Raw genomic sequence first — 18,920 nt, 5'->3', positions numbered from 1 at the left:
AGTGAGTTCCACATGTCCGAAAACCTCACCAGGGGCCACAGCTCCTCGGGTTCGGCCCTTTCCCGGGCGAGGACCATGCCGCCGTGGTCGCTGCTCGCCGCCGGAGCCGTGCTCGGCGGCGTGCTCGGCGGCGCGTACGGCGTGGTGAAGACGCCGACCTACACGGCCACGAGCTATGTCATCGCCGTACCGACGGAGAAGGGTGATCCGTCGGCCGCGCTCGGCTTCGCCCAGGCCTACGGCCGGGTCGCCACGCAGCTCGCGGTGCTCGGGGACGCGCAGGTGTGGGCCGGTGTGCCGGTGAAGACCCTGGAGACGAGCGTGCAAACAGCGACCTCCCCGGACGCTCCGATGGTCGCCGTCTCGGCCACCTCCTCGCACCCCGGCCGGGCCGCCGACATGGCCAACGCCGTCACCCGCTCACTGACCCAGCACGCCAACGCGAGCCAGAAGAGCACCCACGTCGAACTCGTGTCGTTCTCCCGCGCGATGAAGCCGACCTCGGCGTCCTCGCCGTCCCCGACGGTGACGGGTCTGGTCGGCGCGAGCGCGGGCGGGCTGCTCGGCGGGCTCGTGCTGCTGGTCCGTCCCCGGCGGGCCGGCGACACCACCCGCCCTGCCTCGGTGCCGAACCCGGCCATTGCCGCCGATGCGCACCGCCAGCTGTGAGCGGGGCGCTCCAGGCCGGTGTACGGCGCACCGCACGAGCCGAACTCATCAGCGACGAGCGGGAGTTCGCCGAGCTGGCGGCGCCCTGGGGGCGCCTGTACCGCCGGTGCGGCGCCGCTACCGCGTTCCAGAGCCACGCCTGGCTGCACTCCTGGTGGCTGTCCTACGGGACGCCGGGGCGACTGTGTCTGGTGGTCGTGCGCGAGGGCGATGAACTGCTCGCGGTCGCGCCGCTGATGCGGACCCGCCGTCCACTGCCGACGCTCGTACCGCTCGGCGGGGCGATCTCCGACTACGCGGACGTGCTCCTCGACGACGAGCACGCCGACCGGGCGGCGGCGACGCTCACCGAGGGCCTGTCGGCCGCGGCCCGCACCGCGCTGATCGACTTCCGCGAGGTCCGCCCCGGCGGCGCGGTGGAGCGGATCTACGAGCGCTGGCTCGGACCGCGCCGTCGGCTCCAGGACTCCCTGTGCCTGGAGCTGCCGGCCACCTCGATGGACGGGCTGTTGGAACGCCTCCCCTCGGCCAAGGCCCAGCAGCGTGTCCGGGCCAAACTGCGAAAACACACCGCGCTCGGGATCGAGCAGCGGGTGGTGGCCCACGACGAGGTGGACGCGGCCCTCGGCCGGCTGCTCGAACTGCACCGGTTGCAGTGGGAGGGCCGGAAGGTGACGTCCGAGCACCTCCAGGAACGGTTCTCGAAGCATCTGGTCCGCTCGGTGGGCCCGATGGTGCGGTCAGGGAACGCGGTGGTCACCGAGTTCCGGCTCGACGACACCGTGATGGCCGTGGACCTCACCGTGCTGTCGCGGAGCCTGGCGGGCGGCTATCTGTACGGGGCCCATCCGCGGCTGCGCGAGCGCAAGGCGGACGTGGCGGTGATACTGCTCGACGCGTGCTCCCGGCACACCGAAGGGGGCGGCCGCGGGACGCTGAGCCTGCTGCGCGGCGACGAGCCCTACAAGCACCACTGGCGCCCGGATCCCGTCGTCAACCAGCGACTGCTGCTCGCCCGTCGGCGTACGGCGCCGCTGATGTCGGTGGTCATCTGCGACGTCGCCGCGCGCCGACGGGGCAAGGAGTTGCTGCGGAGCTGGAAGGAGCGCGGTGGCGGCAGGCCCTGAACGACCCGCCGCCACCCCGGGTGTCACCAGTCGCCCGACCACCAGTCGCGCGACCACCAGTCGAGACGCACGCACACCTTCCCGCCGATCCAGGACTCCACCCAGTCGCCGAGGTCCAGCGACGAACAGGTGTCCGGGGACGCGGACGTGTCCGGGTCCAGGTCCAGGTCCGGCGTCGCATTCGAGGCCGGCTCACGTGCCGGGGTCGGCTCGGGTGTCGGGGTCGGCTTCGAGGCAGGTTCGGGTGTCGGATTCGAGGCAGGTTCGGGTGTCGGATTCGAGGCAGGTTCGGGCATCGGGGTCGGCGTGGAGGCAGGCTTGGGAGTAGGCGTCGCCGTGGAAGCCGGCTCGGAAGCCGGGGTCTTGGCCGGCGTCGGCTCGGACGTCGGGGTCGGGGTCGGAGACGGCTTGGGAGTATGCGTCGGCGTCGAGACCGGCTCGGGTGTCGGGGTCGGCTCGGACGTCGGGGTCTTGGCCGGCTCGGGCGTCGAAGCCGGCTCGGGCGTCGGGGTCGAGACCGGCTCGGGCGTCGGCGTCGAGACCGGCTCGGATGTCGGGGTCGGAGTCGGCTCGGGCGTCGAAGCCGGTTCGGGCGTCGGGGTGGGTGTCGAAGCCGGCTCAGGCGTGGGCGTCGAGACCGGGTCTGGCGTGGGCGTCGAGACCGGGTCTGGTGTCGACTCGGATGTCGGCGTCGAGGCAGATTCGGACGTCGGCGTCGCGTCCGGCGCCGGAACGGTCGCGGCCGGATCCGTGAAGTGGGACAGCGCGGCGCGGTACGCCTGGGCCGCCAGGGGATTGTCCTCGCACTGCCACACGCCGTGCGGGCAGTAGTCGGTGAGCGTGTTGTACAGCGGCTTGTGCTCGTCGATCCACGCGAGCATGTCCTTCATGTACGCCGCGTTGTCGCCGTTCCGGAAGAGACCCCATTCGGGATAGGAAATGGACTTGCCGTGGGCCTTCGCGAAGTCCACCTGGTCCTGAAGCCCGTACGGCTCCTTCACCTGCTCGTCGAACGAGAGCCCCGACGGCTGGTCGTACGTGTCCATGCCGATGACGTCGACCGTGTCGTCCCCCGGATAGCACTGGGTCCAGGGAATGCCGTCCCGGCCGCGGCTCGGGGCGAAATCGAACCGAAATCTCTGTCCCGGCACCGCCCGCATGGCGGTGACGATTCTGTTCCAGTACCGCTTCCAGGCCTCCGGGTCGGGACCGCAGCGATGGGTGTACGTGACGCCGTTCATTTCCCAGCCGAGCACGATGACGGTGTCGGGCACCTTCAGCTCGACGAGCCGCTCGGCGAGCGCGCGGAAATGGTGGTCGAAGGCTCCGGTCTCGGCCTCGCGCAGCAGCAGGCGGACCTGGTGGTTGGAGAACCCCTCCTCGTTGCGCTCCATCATCGGGACGTTGAGGACGAGCATCCGGTCGTCCCGCCGGCGGCGCCAGTCCGCCCAGGCGTCCAGGAATCCGGGCGCACCCTCGATGTTGCTCCAGCGGTCACCGGGCAGATACGTGTGCCCGACCCGCAGTTCGGTGCCGCCCAGCCACTGACTGAGCTGCTCGATGCGGGCGATGGCCCCGGCGCCGTAGTCGAGGTAGGCGCCGAAGGCGGGCGGCGCGACGGGTGCCTGCTTGACGGGCGGCGCGGGATTCACCCGGGTCGCGACGGGCCCCGTGGGTACGGCGGCGGTCGGGGTCGGCTCGGTGGACGCCGATGCCGACGGCGAGGTCGGGGGCGAGGTCGGGCTCGGGGGCGCGGTCGGGCTCGGGGTCGGAACGCCACCGATGGCCGAGGAGTTCGCGGGCGGTGTCGCCGCCGTGGGTGTCGGAGCCGGCGGGTCACCGACCCGCACCGCCCCGGCGCCCACGGCGTATGCCGGACCGGACGCAAGGGCGACCGACGTGACGATGCCGGCCGCGATGAACGCCAGCCTTCCGCTCCGGGGCCGCTGCTGCTGTGGGGCCATGCCTGCTCCTCTCTCCCTCTTGATCCTCGGATTTTCATTTCCGATTACTGACACTCAGTCACATAAGTCCCCACTCGGCCAACGGGGGTTCCGGCCTCCGCTCCTGATGATCACTCGCACGGGTGACCGCCCGGTCACCCGTGCCTGTCCCGGATTCCCCCCGACCCCGACCGCGCCCCCGATCCCGATGCCGATCCCGATCCTGACCCCCATTCGGATCCCGTCGCCGATCCCGTTCCCTTCCCCGACCGTGTCGCCCGACCCGAAGGAAAAGCCCGTGCCGAACCTCGACAACCGGGTCCCGGCCGTGCTGCTGCGCCTCGACCGGAATCCCTGTCACCACGGAACGCTGGGAGCCGTACGCTCACTCGGCCGGGCTGATGTGGAGGTACGCCTCGTCGCCGATTCGGCGGGAAGTCCCGTCCGCGGTTCGCGTCTTGTGAGCGAGATGCACCCTCCACCCCCACCCGGTTCGTCCGTCGCGGACGTCGCCGCGGTGTTGCGCCGAGTGGCCGTCCGGGATTCCCGACCTGCCGTACTGGTCCCGATGGATGACGCGAGCACCCTCGCCGTGAACCGTCTGGGCGAGGAACTCGCCGCCGGGTACCTGCTGCCCCGGCAGTCCGGCGCCCTCGCCGAACGCGTCGCCGACATGACCGAACTGGCCACCGTCTGCGAGAGCGTGGGCGTTCCGCACCCGGTGACGCTGATTCCGCAGAGCCCGGCGCAGGCGGCCGCGGCGGCCTGGCAACTGGGGCTGCCGCCTCGGACAACGCTGGTGGCCAAGCGGAGCCGCCCCTGGCTGATCCCGGCCGGGAGAGATCTGCGCAGCACGTTGGTGGTCCGCTCGGCGAAGAAAGCGCAGGCCCTGTATCCGCGCACCGCGGAGGCGGGCAGCCGACTGCTCCTAACCGTCCGCTGCCCGAACCGGCGCCCTGCCGGACCGTGCGTTCGTGGTGGAGAACTACGCGCCCCTCGACGCTCTGCTTCCCCGGCCCGCGGGGCTCGAACTGGCCTGGCACGTGACGGACGACCACGCCCCCGGTCGGGCGACGTGGGGGCGGTGGGCTCGCCATGCGTCCCTGCGCCCGGCACAGCACGTCGGCAGCCTGCTGCGTACGCCGGTCGTCGCGGCGCAGACGGCCAGGGCGGCGAAGACAACCAGGGCGGTGGAGTCCTTCGGGACGTCGACCGGGCCTCGGGAGGAGGCCGGGGTGACAACCGACCCCCAGAAGAGGGCCGGGACGACGACCGGGCCGCAGGGAGGGGCCGGGACAGCGGCCGGGATGCAGGGAGGGGCCGGGACGGCGGCCGGGATGCCGGGCGGGGCTCCCGGGACGGTGGCGGCCGAGGTAACGGCGGCCGTGGGGGAGAGGCCTGTCGGCGCGAATGCGGACTCGACCGAGTTACGACCGCGCGGCGGGCCGGTTCCGCGCGGCGACCCCCGCTCCGACCGGGGCCGGGCGGCGGACGGGTTCCGGCACCCGGGGAACGCCGTCGGCGGGGATCGGACCGGGGCCTGGGCACCGGGCACTGACTCCGGCGGCGCACAGGGCGAGCGCGCGAACCGCTCCGGGCGCCAACGCGGGAACGCGTCCGGCACCCGGGGAACGCCGGCGGCAGGGATCGGACCGGGGGCTGGGCACCGGGCGCTGACTCCGGCGGCGCACAGGACGGGCGCGCGAACCGCTCCGGGCGCCGGCGCGGGAACGCGTCCGGCACCCGGAGCGGAGCGTCACGGACGGGACGCGGCCCGGCTTCGCCGGTACAGCACGGTGCCGCCGGCCAGCAGGGCGGCACTGGCCGCCGTGGTGGCGAGCAGTCCCTCACTGCCGGTCTCCGCCATCGTCGCGGGCGGGGTGTACCGCTGGTGCACGATGCCGGGGGGCTGCTCGTGGACCTTCACGGGCGGGGTGTACACGTGAGGCGTCGGCGGGTGCTCGTGGACCGTCCGCGGGGGTGTATGCGGCGGGGTCGTCGCGTGACCCTCCGACGCGCATTCGTTGCCCAACACGGGGTTCAGCAGACCGATCACGTCCACGCTGTTGCCGCAGAGCTCGACCGGAACGTCCACCGGAGCCGCGGTCTGGTCGCCCGACAGGACGCCGGGCGAACCGTGCGTCCCGCCGTACGACGAGGAGCCGCTCCAACCGCCGTGGTGGGCACCCGAGTCGTCGTACCCCCGACCTCCGTGACCGGATTCGCCGTACCACGAACCTCCGTGACCGGAGTCCCGGTATCCGGAGTGGCCGTATCCCGAGTCGCCGTAGCCGCCGTGTTCACCGCCCGAGTGGCCGCCGTAGCCACCCTGGCCACCGTGCTCACCACCGTAACCACCGCCCGAGTGGCCGCCGTAGCCACCGCCCGAGTCGTCGGCGCCGCTGTGGCCGGGGGCGTGGCGCGAGCCGTGCACTGAACTGGCGTCGTACTGGGCGGGGTGGTGCGGCGCTGCGTGCCGGCCGTGCGAACCCGAGCCGTTGGCACAGGAGTTGCCGAACGCCGGGTTGAGGGCGGCGACGACGTCGACCGTGTTGCCGCAGAGGTTCACCGGCACGTTCACCGGTACCTGGACGTTGTTTCCGGACGCTACGCCGGGTGAGTCCGAAGCGGTCGCGGTCGCGTTCGAGTCCGCGATGGCCGGACTGGCGTACAGGGACATGATGCCCGTCGCAGCCGCGGCCAGGACCACTCCCCTACTCAGGTTCTGTCGCACTCTTGTTTGTCTTCCTGCTGGTAGAAGTGAGGAAGCCGGCCTTGGGGCCGAGAGACGGTCCCAAGGCCGGCCATGGCACAGCCGCGGGCGGCTGAAGTGCCGAAACGTCAGTCGTTGGCGCAGAGGTTGCCGATCGCCGGGTTCAGCAGGGCGATCACGTCGATCGAGTTGCCGCACACGTTGACGGGGATGTGGATCGGGACCTGGATCACGTTCCCGGAGAGGACACCGGGAGAGTGGGCGGCGGCGCCCTCGGCACCCGAGTCCGCGAAGGCCGGGGCAGCCATGCCCAGCGCCATGATCGCGCCGGCGACGACAGCAGCGCTCTTCTTGTGCTTCACGTGCTTTCCCTTCTCTGGGCCATTCCCTTTTGTCGGCCGAAACCGAGCGAGCACAACTTGATTGGCTCGCACCACGACCTGCAGCCTGTAAACGAGGGACGGACGACCGAAGAAACTACGGAACGTACGCCAATTGGGAATTCACTCGAATCGCCCTGCGCGGGATCGAAACGGAAGCTCCACAACAGGCGAGACGCTCCTCCCGAACAAGAAACGTTTCGGCCGGGGCAGGAATGTCAACTCGACAGAAACGGAATTCATATGTACGACGTCGGAGCCTCGGCCGCCACCGCTCCCCAGGCGCTGACCATCGGCAACGACGGGGGTGTCACCACCGCCAACGGCAACGCCGCTTCGCAGATCTACGGAAACCAGGCCACCTACGGCAACATGAGCCCGCAGCCGGCGCTGATCCAGGGCTCCCTGAACAAGCCCTGCGTCGGCCTGCCGGCCAAGGTCAACGCCGGCTCGCTCATCGGCTTCATCCCGGTCGCCGTCCAGGACGTGCCGATCCTGTCGGCCCCGCAGAACCAGCAGTGCACCGAGAACTCCACCCAGGCCAAGGGCGACGAGCCGCTTTCGCACATCGCGGACAACATCCCGATCCTGTCGGGCAACGGCGCCAGCCGCAGCTGACCCCCTCGGCACCACGGACAGCGGGTCGCTCCTCGGAGCGGCCCGCTGTTCCCGTGTCCGGCGCCGGGACTTCCCTTCCGTCCGCGCCGGGACTTCCCCGCTGTCCGGTTCAGGGCCGACCCGGCGTCCGGTGCGGCTCTTCCTCAACTCCCGTACAGCGCCTCGATCTCGGCCGCGTACGCCGCCGTCACCGCGTGCCGCCGCACCTTCAGGGACGGGGTGAGCAGGCCGTTGTCCTCGGTGAACTCGCCTTCCACCAAGGCGAACGCGCGAATGGATTCGGCCCGGGAGACCGCTTCGTTGGCGTGGTCCACGGCCTTCTGTACATCGGCGCGCATCCGGGGGTCGCCGACGACGTCCGACAGCGGGGTGTCCGCGGGGAGTCCGCGGACGGCGAGCCAGTGGGCGACCGCCTCGGCGTCGAGGGTGATCAGGGCCGCGACGAACGGGCGGTTGTCGCCGACGGCGAGGCACTGTCCGACGGGCGCGCGGCTGCGCAGCCGGTCCTCCAGGACGGCGGGCGAGACGTTCTTGCCGCCCGTGGTGATGAGGATGTCCTTCTTGCGGCCGGTGATCGTGAGATAGCCGTCCTGGTCCAGCGCGCCGAGATCGCCCGTGGCGAACCAGTCCCCGGTCAGGACGGCGTCGGTCGCCGCCGGGTTGTTCCAGTAGGCGCCGAAGACGACACCCCCCTTGATCAGTACCTCTCCGTCGTCGGCGATCCGGACGGCGGTGCCCGGGACCGGCAGGCCGACCGTTCCGGGGCGGGGCCCGAGCGGCGGGACGACGGTGGCGGCGGCGGTCGTCTCGGTCAGTCCGTAGCCCTCGTAGACGATGATTCCGGCGGCGTAGAAGAAGAGGTTGAGGTCGCGGTCGAGCGGGGAGCCGCCGCTGATGGCGTAGTGGGCGCGGCCGCCGAGTTCCTTGCGGATACGGCGGTAGACCAGCAGGTCGTACAGCGCCCAGGCCGCGTACAGGCCGGGCCCGGGGCCCTTGCCCGTGCCGAGGAACCGGTTCAGGTACGCCTCTCCGAAGCGCACGCCGACGCGGTCGGCGCGGTCGAAGGAGGCGGCGCGGCCCATCTTCTCCGCGGTCGCGCGCCCGGTGGCGTGGATCTTCTCGAAGAGGTACGGGACGCCGACCAGGAAGGTGGGCCGGAACTCCCGCAATGCGGGCCGGAGTTCGTCCGGCTTGATGCTCGGGCAGTGGCCCAGCTCGATGCGGGCCATCAGACAGGCGATCTGGAGGGTGCGGCCCATGATGTGGGCGAGCGGGAGGAAGAGGATCGTCGAAGCGGTCCGGCCGGTGATCTGCTGGAAGACGGGGTGCAGCAGCTCGACCGTGTTGGCGGCCTCGGCGTACAGGTTGGCGTGGGTGAGGACGCAGCCCTTGGGTCTGCCGGTGGTCCCGGAGGTGTAGCAGATCGTCGCGACCGTTTCGGGGGTGAGCGCGGCGCGCCGCTTGGCGACCTCCTCGTCGGTGATGTCCCGTCCCAGGGACGTGAGTTCGGCGAGGGCGCCCGCGTCCAGCTGCCAGACGCGCGGGGGTTCGGGGTGGCGGACGACGCCGGTGGCCACGGTCTCCGCGTTCCCGGGGGTCTCGACGACCACGAAGCGTGCGCCCGAGTCCCGGACGATCCAGTCCACTTGCTCCGCGGAGGAGGTCGCGTAGACGGGGACGGTCCGGCCGCCCGCCGCCCAGACGGCGAAGTCGAGGACCGTCCACTCGTAGCGCGTACGGGACATCACCGCGACCCGGCCGCCCGGTTCGAGGCCCGCCGCGATCAACCCCTTGGCGGCGTCGGTGACTTCGCGGGCGAAGGCGGCCGCGGTCACCGGCGCCCAGCCGCCGCCGTCCCGCGGCCGGCGCAGCACGACCGCGTCGGGTGCCTCGGCCGCGTTGGTGAACGGCAGGTCGGCCTGGCTGCCGGTGGTGGGGGTGGGTGCCAGCGGGGCGGTGCGCGCCTCGCGGACCGTACCGCTCTCGTCCCTGACCAGCTCCACCTGGCTGCGACTCGCCAGGCCCGCGTGCCGCTTCGCCCGCTTCAGATCCTTGCGTACGCCCATCACGGCTCCCGTTCGCAGGGTCGTTACCGCCGAGTCAACTTACCCGTGCGTAACAGAAATTCAATGGGCCGCGCACGATTCGTCCCCGGCGGCCGGTCCCCCGTCCGCCCGCCGGCCGACTAGCAGACGGCGGGCGGGCAGACCGGCGGGCAGGCGGGCAGGCAGGCAGGCAGGCAGGCAGGCAGGCAGGCAGGCAGACGAACTACCTGTCGCAGTCCGCGTCACAGATGTTCAATCCGTCGGCCTGGTCGATGGCGGTGGCGAGATTCGCCACGTCGTTGTCCTCGGTGTCCCTCGCCAGACCGTGGGCGTGCGAGGCGAGTTCACCGAGCGGGAGGGCACCGGGCAGCGAGCTCCAGCGGGCGTCGCCCGAGCGCAGGGCGTCGGCGAAGTAGGCGGCCACGGCGGTGACCTGGAAGGAGCGGGACGAGGCCCAGACTCCGGACCTCAGGGCGCCGGTCTCCAGGATGCCCGACTCCTCGTGCGGAGCGCGGGAGTCGGGGTCGAGCCACCGGACGCTCGCGGTGGCCAGATGACCGGAGGCACCGGGGCGGGTGCGGACGGCGTAGAGCGCGGTGACCGTGTGCCCGGGGCCCACCTCGCCGCCGTCCACCCGGTCGTTGCGGAAGTCCTGGTCGGCGACCTTGCGGTCGTCGTAGCCGATCAGCCGGAACTGTTCGACCGTCTCGGGGTCGAAGGCGACCTGCGCCTTGGCGTCGCGTGCCGTGAGGTCGATGTTCTGCGGAAGCCGGTCGCAGAAAACGGTGAGAGCGTCGTCACGGCTGGAGACGTACGTCGTGTGGCCGTCGCCCTTGTCGGCGAGGCGTTCCATGAGGGCGTCACCGTAGTCGCTGCCGACGCCGACGCCGAAGAGGGTGATGCCGTGCTCGCGGCGGGCGGAGGAGATCTGTTCGAGGATGCTGTCCGCGTCCGTGTCACCGGTGTTGGCGAGGCCGTCGGAGATCAGGACGACCCGGTTGGTGGCCCCCTTGCGCAGGCCCTCGACGGCGGTCGCGTATCCGGTCTTCACACCCGCGCCGAGGTTGGTCGAGTCGGTCGGCTCCAGGCCGTCGATCGCGTGGTGGACGCGGGCGCGGTGGTCGCCGAGCCGGGTCATCGGCAGCACGGTCCTGGCCTCGTCGCTGAAGGTGACCAGGGCGACCGAGTCGTCGTCGCGCAGCCGGTCCGTCATCACGTCGAGGGATTGCTGGGCCAGGTCGAGGCGGCCCGGCTCGGACATGGAGCCCGAGATGTCGATGACGAAGGTGAGGGCGGCGGGCGGCCGTTCGCTCTCGCTGTCGGCGGCCCGGGTGGCGAGGCCGACCCGGAGGAGGGACCAGCGTCCGTCGTCGGTGCGGGCTCCGTCGACGGTCACCGTGAAGCCGTTGCCGTCGGGGCGTCGGTAGTCCTGGCGGAAGCTGTTGACGAACTCCTCGGGACGGATCGTGGTGGGGTCCGGGACAACTCCGCTCGCGAGGGTGCGGCGGGCGTACCCGTACGACGCCGTGTCGACGTCGAGGGCGAAGGTGGAGAGGTAGTCGGGCGACGGCGTGACATCGGGGGCGTCCGACTGCTCGCCCTGCTGGTCGCGCCCGGTCGCGCCGCCCGTGGGCTGGACGGGGGCGGGCAGCGGGAGGTTGCGGCCGCCGGACTTGTCCGCACCGTCCGAGGAGTGGTTTCCGCCGCCCGCGCCGCATCCCGTGAGCAGCACCGCGCCCGCCACCGTCAGCGCGAGCAGCGAGGCGCCGATCCGTCGACGGGTCGCCGTCCGCGCGCCGTCGCATGGGCGGCCCGCGTCGGCCGCCGTCCGTATGTGGTTCTTCCCCATCTGTGCCCCCTCGGCGTACGGCCCTTGTGTGGGCCGATATATGTGACTGTGACGGCCGAGAGGGCCGGGACGAGCGCTCGGATGCGTTGCGGAAGGATTTCGAAGCGGCCACGGTGGAGGCCCGTCGAGACCGGTGGGAGACCCTCCCGAGACCTACGACACGATGTCCTTGCGCCCGAAACCGCGGAAGGCCAGGGCGAACAGGACGAGCGCGTACGTTACCGAAATCGCCGTGCCCTGGATCATCCCTCCCCACTCCAGTGTCGGCTGGACGGCGTCGGCCCAGGCGAACTGCCAGTGGGCGGGCAGGAAGTCGCGCCAGTGGCCGAGGGCGGTGACCGCGTCCAGGACGTTGCCCACGATCGTCAGGCCGACCGCTCCGCCGACCGCCCCGAGCGGGGCGTCCGTCTTCGTCGACAGCCAGAACGCGAGCCCGGCGGTGACCAGTTGGGACACGAAGATGTACACGATCACCACGAGCAGCCGCTGGGCGGCGGTGCCCGCGGAGAGCGCGCCGCCGGTGGGGATCTCCAACGGGCCCCAGCCGTAGGCGGCGGTACCCACGGCCAGCGCGACGACCGGCAGCAGGACCATCGCCGCGAGACTGAGACCGAGCGCGACGGTGAGCTTGGACCACAGCAGCCGGGCTCTGGGCACGGGTGCCGCCAGCAGATAGCGCAGGGAGGACCAGCTCGCCTCGGAGGCGATGGTGTCGCCGCAGAACAGCGCGACCGGGATCACCAGGAGGAAGCCCGCCGACACGAACAGGTTCACCGCGGCGAAGTTGGCGCCCGAAGCGGTGGCCGTGTCCAGCAGGGTGATCCGGCCGTTGCGCGCGCCCGGTTGGCCGCCGATCGCGAACGCGACGAGCAGGACGAAGGGCAGGGCCCCGAGGACCGCCCCCATCACCAGGGTGCGGCGGCGCTTGAGCTGGCGGACGAGCTCGACGCGCAGCGGCAGGGTGCGGCGCGCCCGGTACCCGTCCGCAGTCTCGGTCCGCTCGAGAAGCGTGCTCATGCGGAGCCTCCGATCAGGGTGAGGAACGCGTCCTCCAGACGGCGGTGGGGGCCCACCGCCGCCACCGGTACTTCGAGGCGTACGAGCTCCACGACCAGGCGTTGCGCGCTGCCGTCGGCGTCGAGGCGGACCAGCAGCCCTTCCTCGGTCGCGACTGCCGAGAGCACGCCGGGCAGGGCGCCCACCTTCTCCACGACCGGCTCGTCGACGGGTGACGCGGTGCCGACGAGCAGGGTGTCGCCGGAGCCGATGATCTCGGACACCTGGCCCGCCTGGACGAGCCGGCCGCGGTCCATGACCACGAGATGGGTGCAGGTCTGCTCGACCTCGGCGAGGAGATGGCTGGAGACGATGACCGTGCGGCCCGCGGCGGCGTACCGGATCATCACCTCGCGCATCTCGCGGATCTGTGGCGGGTCGAGGCCGTTGGTCGGTTCGTCCAGGATCAGCAGGTCCGGGAGGCCGAGCATGGCCTGGGCGATGGCCAGGCGCTGACGCATGCCCTGGGAGTAGGTGCGTACCGCGCGGGCGAGGGCGTCGCCGAGTCCGGCGATCTCCAGGGCCTCCTCCAGGTGGGCGTCCTCGGTGGGACGGCCGGTGGCCAGCCAGTACAGCTCCAGGTTCTCGCGGCCCGAGAGGTGCGGGAGGAAGCCCGCTCCCTCGACGAACGCTCCGACCCGGGAGAGGACCGGCGCGCCGGGGCGGATCGCGTGCCCGAAGACATGGATCTCGCCCTCGTCGGGCTTGATGAGGCCCATGAGCATGCGCAGAGTGGTCGTCTTGCCCGCGCCGTTCGGTCCGAGCAGGCCGAGGACCTGGCCCTTCTCCACGCGGAACGACAGCTCCCGTACCGCGTACCGGTCGGCCGACTTGGCGTAGCGCTTGCTCAGGCCGGTGATCTGGAGCGGGACTTCGGCCAGCCCGGTATCGGGTGCCGGGGCGCTCGTGCGGCGGCGGCCGGTCACCAGCAGCGCCAGGGCGGCGAGCGCGCCGGCGAGCGGCAGCCACCACACCCAGGCGGGCAGCGGCGTGGCGGCGGTCTTCACCGCGGGGGCCGTCGGCACCTGGAGGTCGCTCCTGAGGGACACGGTGTACGTCGCCGGGGCCGCCGGGGAGGCGTAACCGAGGTCGGTCGAGGCGAGGACCAGGCGCAGCCGGTGGCCCTTGCGGACCTCGTGGTCGATCGCGGGAAGGGTGAGGGACAGGTCCTTGCCGTTCTTCGCGCCCTCGACGCGGACCGGGGTGACGAGCTGCGAGGGCAGTACCTGCTGGGTGCCGCCCGGACCGACGTCGTAGACCTTTCCGAAGAGGACCGCTTCGTCGGTGCTCGACCGGACGTGCACGGTGACGGTCGGCGAGCCGGTGATCGGCAGGTCGGCACGGAGCGGCGCGGACTCGAAGCGGGCGTACTGGCCGGGGAAGTCGAGGGAGATCCCGACGCCGAGGGTGGAGAGCTGGGCGAGGCCGCCCGAGCCGCCGAGTCCCGGCAGGGCCGAGATGGCGGGCGGGCTGGCGCCGGCCGGGTTCTGGAACCTCTGCTCACGGCCCTTCAGCGCGACGGTGTGCCGCCCGCTGTCCAGTCCGGGGTAGCTGTCCGCGCTCGCGCCGCGCAGCAGGGCGGCGCCGTCGGTGGAGTCGATGCCTCCAGTGCGGGTGACGCGGAAGGCGGGGCCGGTGTCGGCGCCCTTGTCGTCCTTCAGATAGCGGTCGAACCAGGAACCGACGCGGGAGGTGACCCGGTCCGTCTCCATGTCGCCGCCGTCGTGCCCGCCCGAGATCCAGTCGACGTCCACGGGTGCGCCGTTGGCCTTGATCGCCTTGGCCATCGCGTCGGCCTGGCCGAGCGGGAAGAGCGAGTCGGACTGGCCCTGGACGATGAGGGTGGGCACCTTGACGCGGTCGCCGACCGCGGAGGGGCTGCGCTCCTCGAGCAGCTTCGTCGCCGCCGCGTCCGGCTTCCCGGACTCCGCGACCCGGTTGTACATCGCGCACAGCTCGGTCTCGAACCGGGCGCAGCCGCCGCCGGAGTTGATGAAGATGCCCGCCCAGAGCTTCTTGAACACGCCGTTCGGGAACAGGGCGTCCGCGAGGTTCCAGTATGTGACCGCCGGGGCGATGGCGTCGACGCGCGGGTCGTTCGCGGCGGCCAGCAGGGAGATCGCCCCGCCGTACGAGGCGCCCGCCACGCCCACGCGCGGGTCGCCGCTCCCGTCGAGCCGGACCTCGGGCCGCCGGGCGAGCCAGTCGATGAGCCGGGAGACGTCGGCGACCTCGCTCTTGGGGTCGTTCAGCCCGATCTTTCCGGTGGACTTGCCGAAGCCGCGCGCCGACCAGGTCAGCACCGCGTATCCGTCGCGGGCGAGCTTCTGCGCCTCGTCGCGGACGTCCGCCTTGCTGCCGCCGAAGCCGTGCGCGAGGAGGACGGCGGGGCGGCGCACGGTGGACGGGCCCGCGGTGAAGTACGAGGTGTCGAGCCGCACTCCGCCGTCCATGGCCATGACGCGGTCGGCGCGGTGCACGGCGGGAGCGTCGTCGGAGGCGACGGCCGTCCAAGTGCCCGCACCGGCGAGCAGCACGACGGCCGCAGCGGCGGCCGCCCATCTCCCGCGGGCTCGCGCCGTGGTGCGAGCGGGGAGTTGCCCCCGGCGCGGCCCGCGCGGCCGGGGCAGTCGAAGATCCATGCCTCAACGGTACGGGCGCCCACCGACAACCGGGGCAGCCGCCGGGGTGAACCCGCACCCCTCCCACGGGAGTACGGCACCGGTCCCGCATACCGCGTCCGTGGTACGAACGCCCCATGGAGATCCGCCGCGCCGCCACCGTCGGGGAACTGACCGCCGCCGAGTACCTCTTCGACCGTCCCGTGCGCCCCGAGTGGGCCCGGCGGTTCCTGGACGCCCAGGGCCATCACCTGTACCTGGCCTACGAGGGCGAGGTCCCGGTCGGTTTCGTCAGTGGCGTCGAGACAATCCATCCCGACAAGGGCACCGAGATGTTCCTGTACGAGCTGGCGGTGGCCGAGCCCTTCCGGCGGCGTGGCACCGGGCGGGCGCTGGTCCGCGAACTCGCCGCCCTGGCCCGGGAACGCGGCTGTTACGGAATGTGGGTGGGGGTGGACACCGGAAACGACGTCGCCCTTGCCACGTACCGCAGCGCGGGTGGCAAGGACGACGGGACGTGCACGGTGGTGACGTGGGACTTCCGCTGAGAGCCACGAGGGGCGGGGCCGGGCGGGAGGGATCCGCCGGGCGGACCACTCCGGTCAGACCTGCGTGTCCTCCGGGATCGACACCAGCCAGCGGGTGTGGCGGCGCGGCCGCAGGTAGAAGGCCCAGTAGAGGGTGGCGACGGCGGTGATGCCGCCGGTCCACACCAGGTAGACCGTCTCCTGCTGGGTGAGGACGTAGGCGAGGACGACGATCAGCAGGACCGGCATCGCGGGCCACAGCGGCATCCGCCAGGCGGGGGTGTGGCGGTGGTGGCCGCGCCGGGCGAGCAGGGCGGCGACGGCGACGAGCAGGTACATGGCGGTCACCGCCACGCCCGTGACGCCGTACAGGGTGTCGAGGTTGACGAAGCAGAGGGCGGCGCCGGGGACGCCCACCAGCAGGGTGGCGACCCAGGGGGAGCCGAACCGGCCGAGCTTGGACAGGCCGTTGTTGACCGGCTCGGGCCATGCCTTGTCACGGGCCGAGGCGAACAGGACGCGCGAGTTCTGGATGACCATGACGATGCCCGCGTTGATGATCGCGAGGGCGACGCAGAGGCTGACGAAGGTGCCGACGGCGGAGTTGGACCAGGCCGTGACCATGCTGCTGATGTCGCCGCCGGTGAGCTCCTTGATGTCGGAGGCGCCCATGGTGATGGCGACGACCGGGACCAGGATGACGACCGTGGAGATGGCGAGGGTGGCCAGCACCGTGCGGGCGACGTTGCGCCGCGGGTTCTCCAACTCCTCGGAGAGGTAGACGGCGGTCGAGAAGCCCTGGGTGGCGAAGAGGGCGATGGCCAGCCCGGAGATGACGAGCATGGCCGTCACGGGGTCGGTGTGACCGCCGGTACCGGCGACCTGCATGGAGGTGAGGCTGCCCAGGCCGCGGTGGCTGTGCGTGAAGCCCAGCAGGGCCACCAGGCCGGCGGCGATGACCTCGAGGACCAGGAAGATGCCGGTGATCCAGGCGTTGGCGCGCAGGTCGAGCAGTCCGGCGAGGGTGGCCAGCAGCATCACTCCGGCGCCGGTCATCGCCGGGTCGAGGTGCACCAACGGGGCAAGGTAGTCGGCTGTTCCGATGGCGATCACCGGCGGGACGATCATGACAACCAGCAGCGACATCACGAAGACGAGCCAGCCCGCGAGCCGTCCGGCCATCGTGGAGACCATGGCGTACTCGCCGCCGGCGCTGGGGATGAGGGTGCCCAGCTCCGAATAGCAGAACGCCACGGCGATGCAGAGCAGCGAGCCGATCGCGATCGTGAGGGCGGTCGCGGTGCCGAGTGAGCCGAAGAGGTCGGGTATGACCACGAACAGCGTCGAGGCCGGGGTCACGCAGGACAACGTCAGCAGGGTGCCGCCGACGACGCCGATGGAACGCTTGAGCGTCTTCGGGTTCCCTGTGGCCGTTGGGGCGGCGTCCAGGACGGCGGTCTCGACGGGGCGGAGCGTGTCGGTCATGAAGCGGTTCCGATCGACTCGTGCATCTGAGGTTCGGGCGGGAGCGATATCGCCTCCGGCGGATCGCGTCGTACTTCTTTCTCGTCCGCTCCCGCGCTGATGGAACCTTGACGGAAACCGTTGCGTCAATGGCCGTTTACCTACGGAATCCGCAATAGTGAAGCGACGCAGGTCACATCGCTTTCGCAGGCGACAACGTCACCTTGTTGCAATCATCATGATCTCATGGAATCTGACCATGCTTTCAAAGGTCGCACTCGTCAGTTACCTGCATCACCCGGTTCATCCCGATGAACGGGAATCGTTGCGGGGGCGTCAAAAAAACGTTAAGCCGTCCGCATAGCGGACGGCTTAACGGGGTGGGTCGGGCGGGGCCTCAGTGGTTGCGCGGGAAGCCCAGGTCGACGCCTGCGGGCGCCTCCGACGGGTCCGGCCAGCGAGTGGTGACGACCTTGCCGCGGGTGTAGAAGTGCGTGCCGTCGTTGCCGTAGATGTGGTGGTCCCCGAAGAGGGAGTCCTTCCAGCCGCCGAAGGAGTGGTAGCCGACGGGCACCGGGATCGGCACGTTCACGCCGACCATGCCCGCCTCGATCTCCAGCTGGAAGCGGCGGGCGGCACCGCCGTCCCGGGTGAAGATCGCGGTGCCGTTGCCGAAGGGGGACGCGTTGATCAGCGCCACGCCCTCGTCGTAGGTGTCCACGCGCAGGACGCACAGCACCGGGCCGAAGATCTCGTCCTTGTACGCGTCCGCCGTCACCGGTACCCGGTCCAGGAGCGAGAGGCCGATCCAGTGGCCGTCCTCGTACCCCTCGACCGTGTAGCCCGTGCCGTCGAGGACGACCTCGGAGCCCTGGTCGGCGGCGCCCTTCACGTACGACGCCACCTTGTCGCGATGGACAGCCGTGATGAGCGGGCCCATCTCGGAGGCCGGGTCGTTGCCGGGACCGATCTTGATCTTCTCGGCGCGCTCGCGGATCTTGGCCACCAGCTCGTCGCCGATGGAGCCGACCGCGACGACCGCGGAGATCGCCATGCAGCGCTCGCCGGCCGAGCCGTACGCGGCGGAGACGGCCGCGTCGGCGGCCGCGTCCAGGTCCGCGTCCGGCAGGACGAGCATGTGGTTCTTGGCGCCGCCCAGGGCCTGGACCCGCTTGTGGTTCGCGGCGGCGGTGGTGTGGATGTAGCGGGCGATCGGGGTCGAGCCGACGAAGGACACCGCCTTGACGTCCGGGTGCTCCAGGAGGCGGTCGACGGCCACCTTGTCACCGTGCACGACGTTGAAGACACCGTCGGGCAGACCGGCCTCGGCCAGCAGCTCGGCGAGCTTCATGGCGGCCGACGGGTCCTTCTCGGACGGCTTGAGGACGAAGGTGTTGCCGCACGCGATGGCGAGCGGGAACATCCACATCGGCACCATGGCCGGGAAGTTGAACGGCGTGATGCCCGCGACGACGCCGAGCGGCTGCCGGATCGACGCCACGTCGACCTTGGAGGCCACCTCGGTCGACAGCTCGCCCTTCAGCTGCACGGTGATCCCGCAGGCCAGCTCGACGATCTCCAGACCGCGCGCGACCTCGCCCAGCGCGTCCGAGTGCACCTTGCCGTGCTCGGCGGTGATCAGCTCGGCGATCGCGTCCCGGTTGGCGTCGAGCAGCGCGCGGAACTTGAACAGGATCGTGGACCGCTTGGCCAGCGAGGACTGTCCCCAGGTCGCGTACGCGTCCTTCGCGGCGGCGACCGCGGCGTCGACCTCGTCGACACTCGCGAACGCGACCCTCGTGGTCACGGCGCCGGTCGCCGGGTCGGTGACCGGCCCGTACGTACCCGACGCACCCTCGACGGTCTTGCCACCGATCCAGTGGTCGACGGTCTTCGTCATGGCCATGC

The 18,920-nt window shown here is 71.4% G+C and carries 12 protein-coding genes and 2 pseudogenes; 5 read left to right on the top strand and 9 right to left on the bottom strand.

Annotated elements, in window-relative coordinates; all coding sequences use genetic code 11:
* Positions 1-12: 12 nt before the first annotated feature.
* Entirely contained in the window at positions 13-669 is a 657-nt protein-coding gene (locus ACFYR3_RS27790) for a lipopolysaccharide biosynthesis protein (RefSeq protein ID WP_355849713.1), read from the top strand.
* Positions 666-1,796 (top strand): GNAT family N-acetyltransferase, encoded by a 1,131-nt coding sequence (locus ACFYR3_RS27785; protein ID WP_355849710.1) that lies wholly within the window; start codon positions 666-668, stop codon positions 1,794-1,796. The genes ACFYR3_RS27790 and ACFYR3_RS27785 overlap by 4 nt, the downstream gene beginning before the upstream one ends.
* Before the next feature lie 572 nt (positions 1,797-2,368).
* Here the strand turns inward: ACFYR3_RS27785 and ACFYR3_RS27780 are convergent.
* Positions 2,369-3,760 (bottom strand): annotated as a pseudogene (locus tag ACFYR3_RS27780) (glycosyl hydrolase); the annotation flags it as partial.
* A 277-nt stretch (positions 3,761-4,037) separates the two neighbouring features.
* Here ACFYR3_RS27780 and ACFYR3_RS27775 point away from each other — a divergent pair.
* A pseudogene (locus ACFYR3_RS27775) lies at positions 4,038-4,884 on the top strand (ATP-grasp domain-containing protein); the annotation flags it as partial.
* Between the two features lie 611 nt (positions 4,885-5,495).
* Here the strand turns inward: ACFYR3_RS27775 and ACFYR3_RS27770 are convergent.
* Positions 5,496-6,473 (bottom strand): chaplin, encoded by a 978-nt coding sequence (locus tag ACFYR3_RS27770; RefSeq protein WP_389284942.1) that lies wholly within the window; start codon positions 6,471-6,473, stop codon positions 5,496-5,498.
* Between the two features lie 107 nt (positions 6,474-6,580).
* Positions 6,581-6,772, bottom strand: coding sequence for a chaplin (locus tag ACFYR3_RS27765; protein WP_355849817.1), 192 nt, complete (start codon positions 6,770-6,772; stop codon positions 6,581-6,583).
* A 303-nt stretch (positions 6,773-7,075) separates the two neighbouring features.
* Between ACFYR3_RS27765 and ACFYR3_RS27760 the strand changes: the two genes are divergently transcribed.
* Positions 7,076-7,450: a rodlin gene (locus ACFYR3_RS27760; protein WP_355849701.1), complete on the top strand. Its 375-nt coding sequence runs from the start codon at positions 7,076-7,078 to the stop codon at positions 7,448-7,450.
* A gap of 143 nt (positions 7,451-7,593) precedes the next feature.
* On the opposite strand, the gene ACFYR3_RS27755 is transcribed toward ACFYR3_RS27760, so the two are convergent.
* The 4 genes from ACFYR3_RS27755 to ACFYR3_RS27740 form a co-directional block, all read right to left on the bottom strand.
* A complete protein-coding gene (locus ACFYR3_RS27755) occupies positions 7,594-9,516 on the bottom strand; it encodes an AMP-dependent synthetase/ligase (protein ID WP_389284941.1) in 1,923 nt (640 codons plus the stop codon).
* Between the two features lie 202 nt (positions 9,517-9,718).
* The gene (locus ACFYR3_RS27750) at positions 9,719-11,344 is read right to left on the bottom strand and encodes a von Willebrand factor type A domain-containing protein (protein ID WP_389284940.1); all 1,626 of its coding nucleotides are present in this window, start codon (positions 11,342-11,344) and stop codon (positions 9,719-9,721) included.
* 153 nt (positions 11,345-11,497) lie between these two features.
* The gene (locus tag ACFYR3_RS27745) at positions 11,498-12,361 is read right to left on the bottom strand and encodes an ABC transporter permease (protein ID WP_389284939.1); all 864 of its coding nucleotides are present in this window, start codon (positions 12,359-12,361) and stop codon (positions 11,498-11,500) included.
* Positions 12,358-15,042, bottom strand: a complete 2,685-nt coding sequence (locus ACFYR3_RS27740) for an alpha/beta fold hydrolase (protein ID WP_355849693.1) — start codon at positions 15,040-15,042, stop codon at positions 12,358-12,360. Before ACFYR3_RS27740 ends, ACFYR3_RS27745 begins: the two co-directional genes overlap by 4 nt.
* Positions 15,043-15,158: 116 nt before the next feature.
* Here ACFYR3_RS27740 and ACFYR3_RS27735 point away from each other — a divergent pair, with 116 nt between their 5' ends.
* The gene (locus ACFYR3_RS27735; protein WP_389284938.1) at positions 15,159-15,569 is read left to right on the top strand and encodes a GNAT family N-acetyltransferase; all 411 of its coding nucleotides are present in this window, start codon (positions 15,159-15,161) and stop codon (positions 15,567-15,569) included.
* A 54-nt stretch (positions 15,570-15,623) separates the two neighbouring features.
* Here ACFYR3_RS27735 and ACFYR3_RS27730 read toward each other — a convergent pair whose 3' ends face one another.
* Together ACFYR3_RS27730 and mmsA are read right to left on the bottom strand one after the other, a co-directional pair.
* Positions 15,624-17,033, bottom strand: coding sequence for an APC family permease (locus ACFYR3_RS27730; RefSeq protein ID WP_355849687.1), 1,410 nt, complete (start codon positions 17,031-17,033; stop codon positions 15,624-15,626).
* A gap of 376 nt (positions 17,034-17,409) precedes the next feature.
* Entirely contained in the window at positions 17,410-18,912 is a 1,503-nt protein-coding gene (gene mmsA / locus ACFYR3_RS27725; RefSeq protein ID WP_355849684.1) for a CoA-acylating methylmalonate-semialdehyde dehydrogenase, read from the bottom strand.
* Positions 18,913-18,920 lie beyond the last annotated feature (8 nt).

The sequence above is a fragment of the Streptomyces sp. NPDC005784 genome, assembly GCF_042871525.1.
GTDB lineage: Bacteria > Actinomycetota > Actinomycetes > Streptomycetales > Streptomycetaceae > Streptomyces.
This window is presented reverse-complemented; position numbering and strand designations above follow the sequence as displayed.

Coding starts and splice junctions, on each gene's coding strand:
- mmsA (WP_355849684.1), bottom strand. CDS start 18,912: ATGACGAAGACCGTCGACCACTGGATCGGTGGCAAGACCGTCGAGGGT.
- ACFYR3_RS27790 (WP_355849713.1), top strand. CDS start 13: ATGTCCGAAAACCTCACCAGGGGCCACAGCTCCTCGGGTTCGGCCCTT.
- ACFYR3_RS27745 (WP_389284939.1), bottom strand. CDS start 12,361: ATGAGCACGCTTCTCGAGCGGACCGAGACTGCGGACGGGTACCGGGCG.
- ACFYR3_RS27755 (WP_389284941.1), bottom strand. CDS start 9,516: ATGGGCGTACGCAAGGATCTGAAGCGGGCGAAGCGGCACGCGGGCCTG.
- ACFYR3_RS27760 (WP_355849701.1), top strand. CDS start 7,076: ATGTACGACGTCGGAGCCTCGGCCGCCACCGCTCCCCAGGCGCTGACC.
- ACFYR3_RS27740 (WP_355849693.1), bottom strand. CDS start 15,042: ATGGATCTTCGACTGCCCCGGCCGCGCGGGCCGCGCCGGGGGCAACTC.
- ACFYR3_RS27750 (WP_389284940.1), bottom strand. CDS start 11,344: ATGGGGAAGAACCACATACGGACGGCGGCCGACGCGGGCCGCCCATGC.
- ACFYR3_RS27765 (WP_355849817.1), bottom strand. CDS start 6,772: ATGGCGCTGGGCATGGCTGCCCCGGCCTTCGCGGACTCGGGTGCCGAG.
- ACFYR3_RS27730 (WP_355849687.1), bottom strand. CDS start 17,033: ATGACCGACACGCTCCGCCCCGTCGAGACCGCCGTCCTGGACGCCGCC.
- ACFYR3_RS27735 (WP_389284938.1), top strand. CDS start 15,159: ATGGAGATCCGCCGCGCCGCCACCGTCGGGGAACTGACCGCCGCCGAG.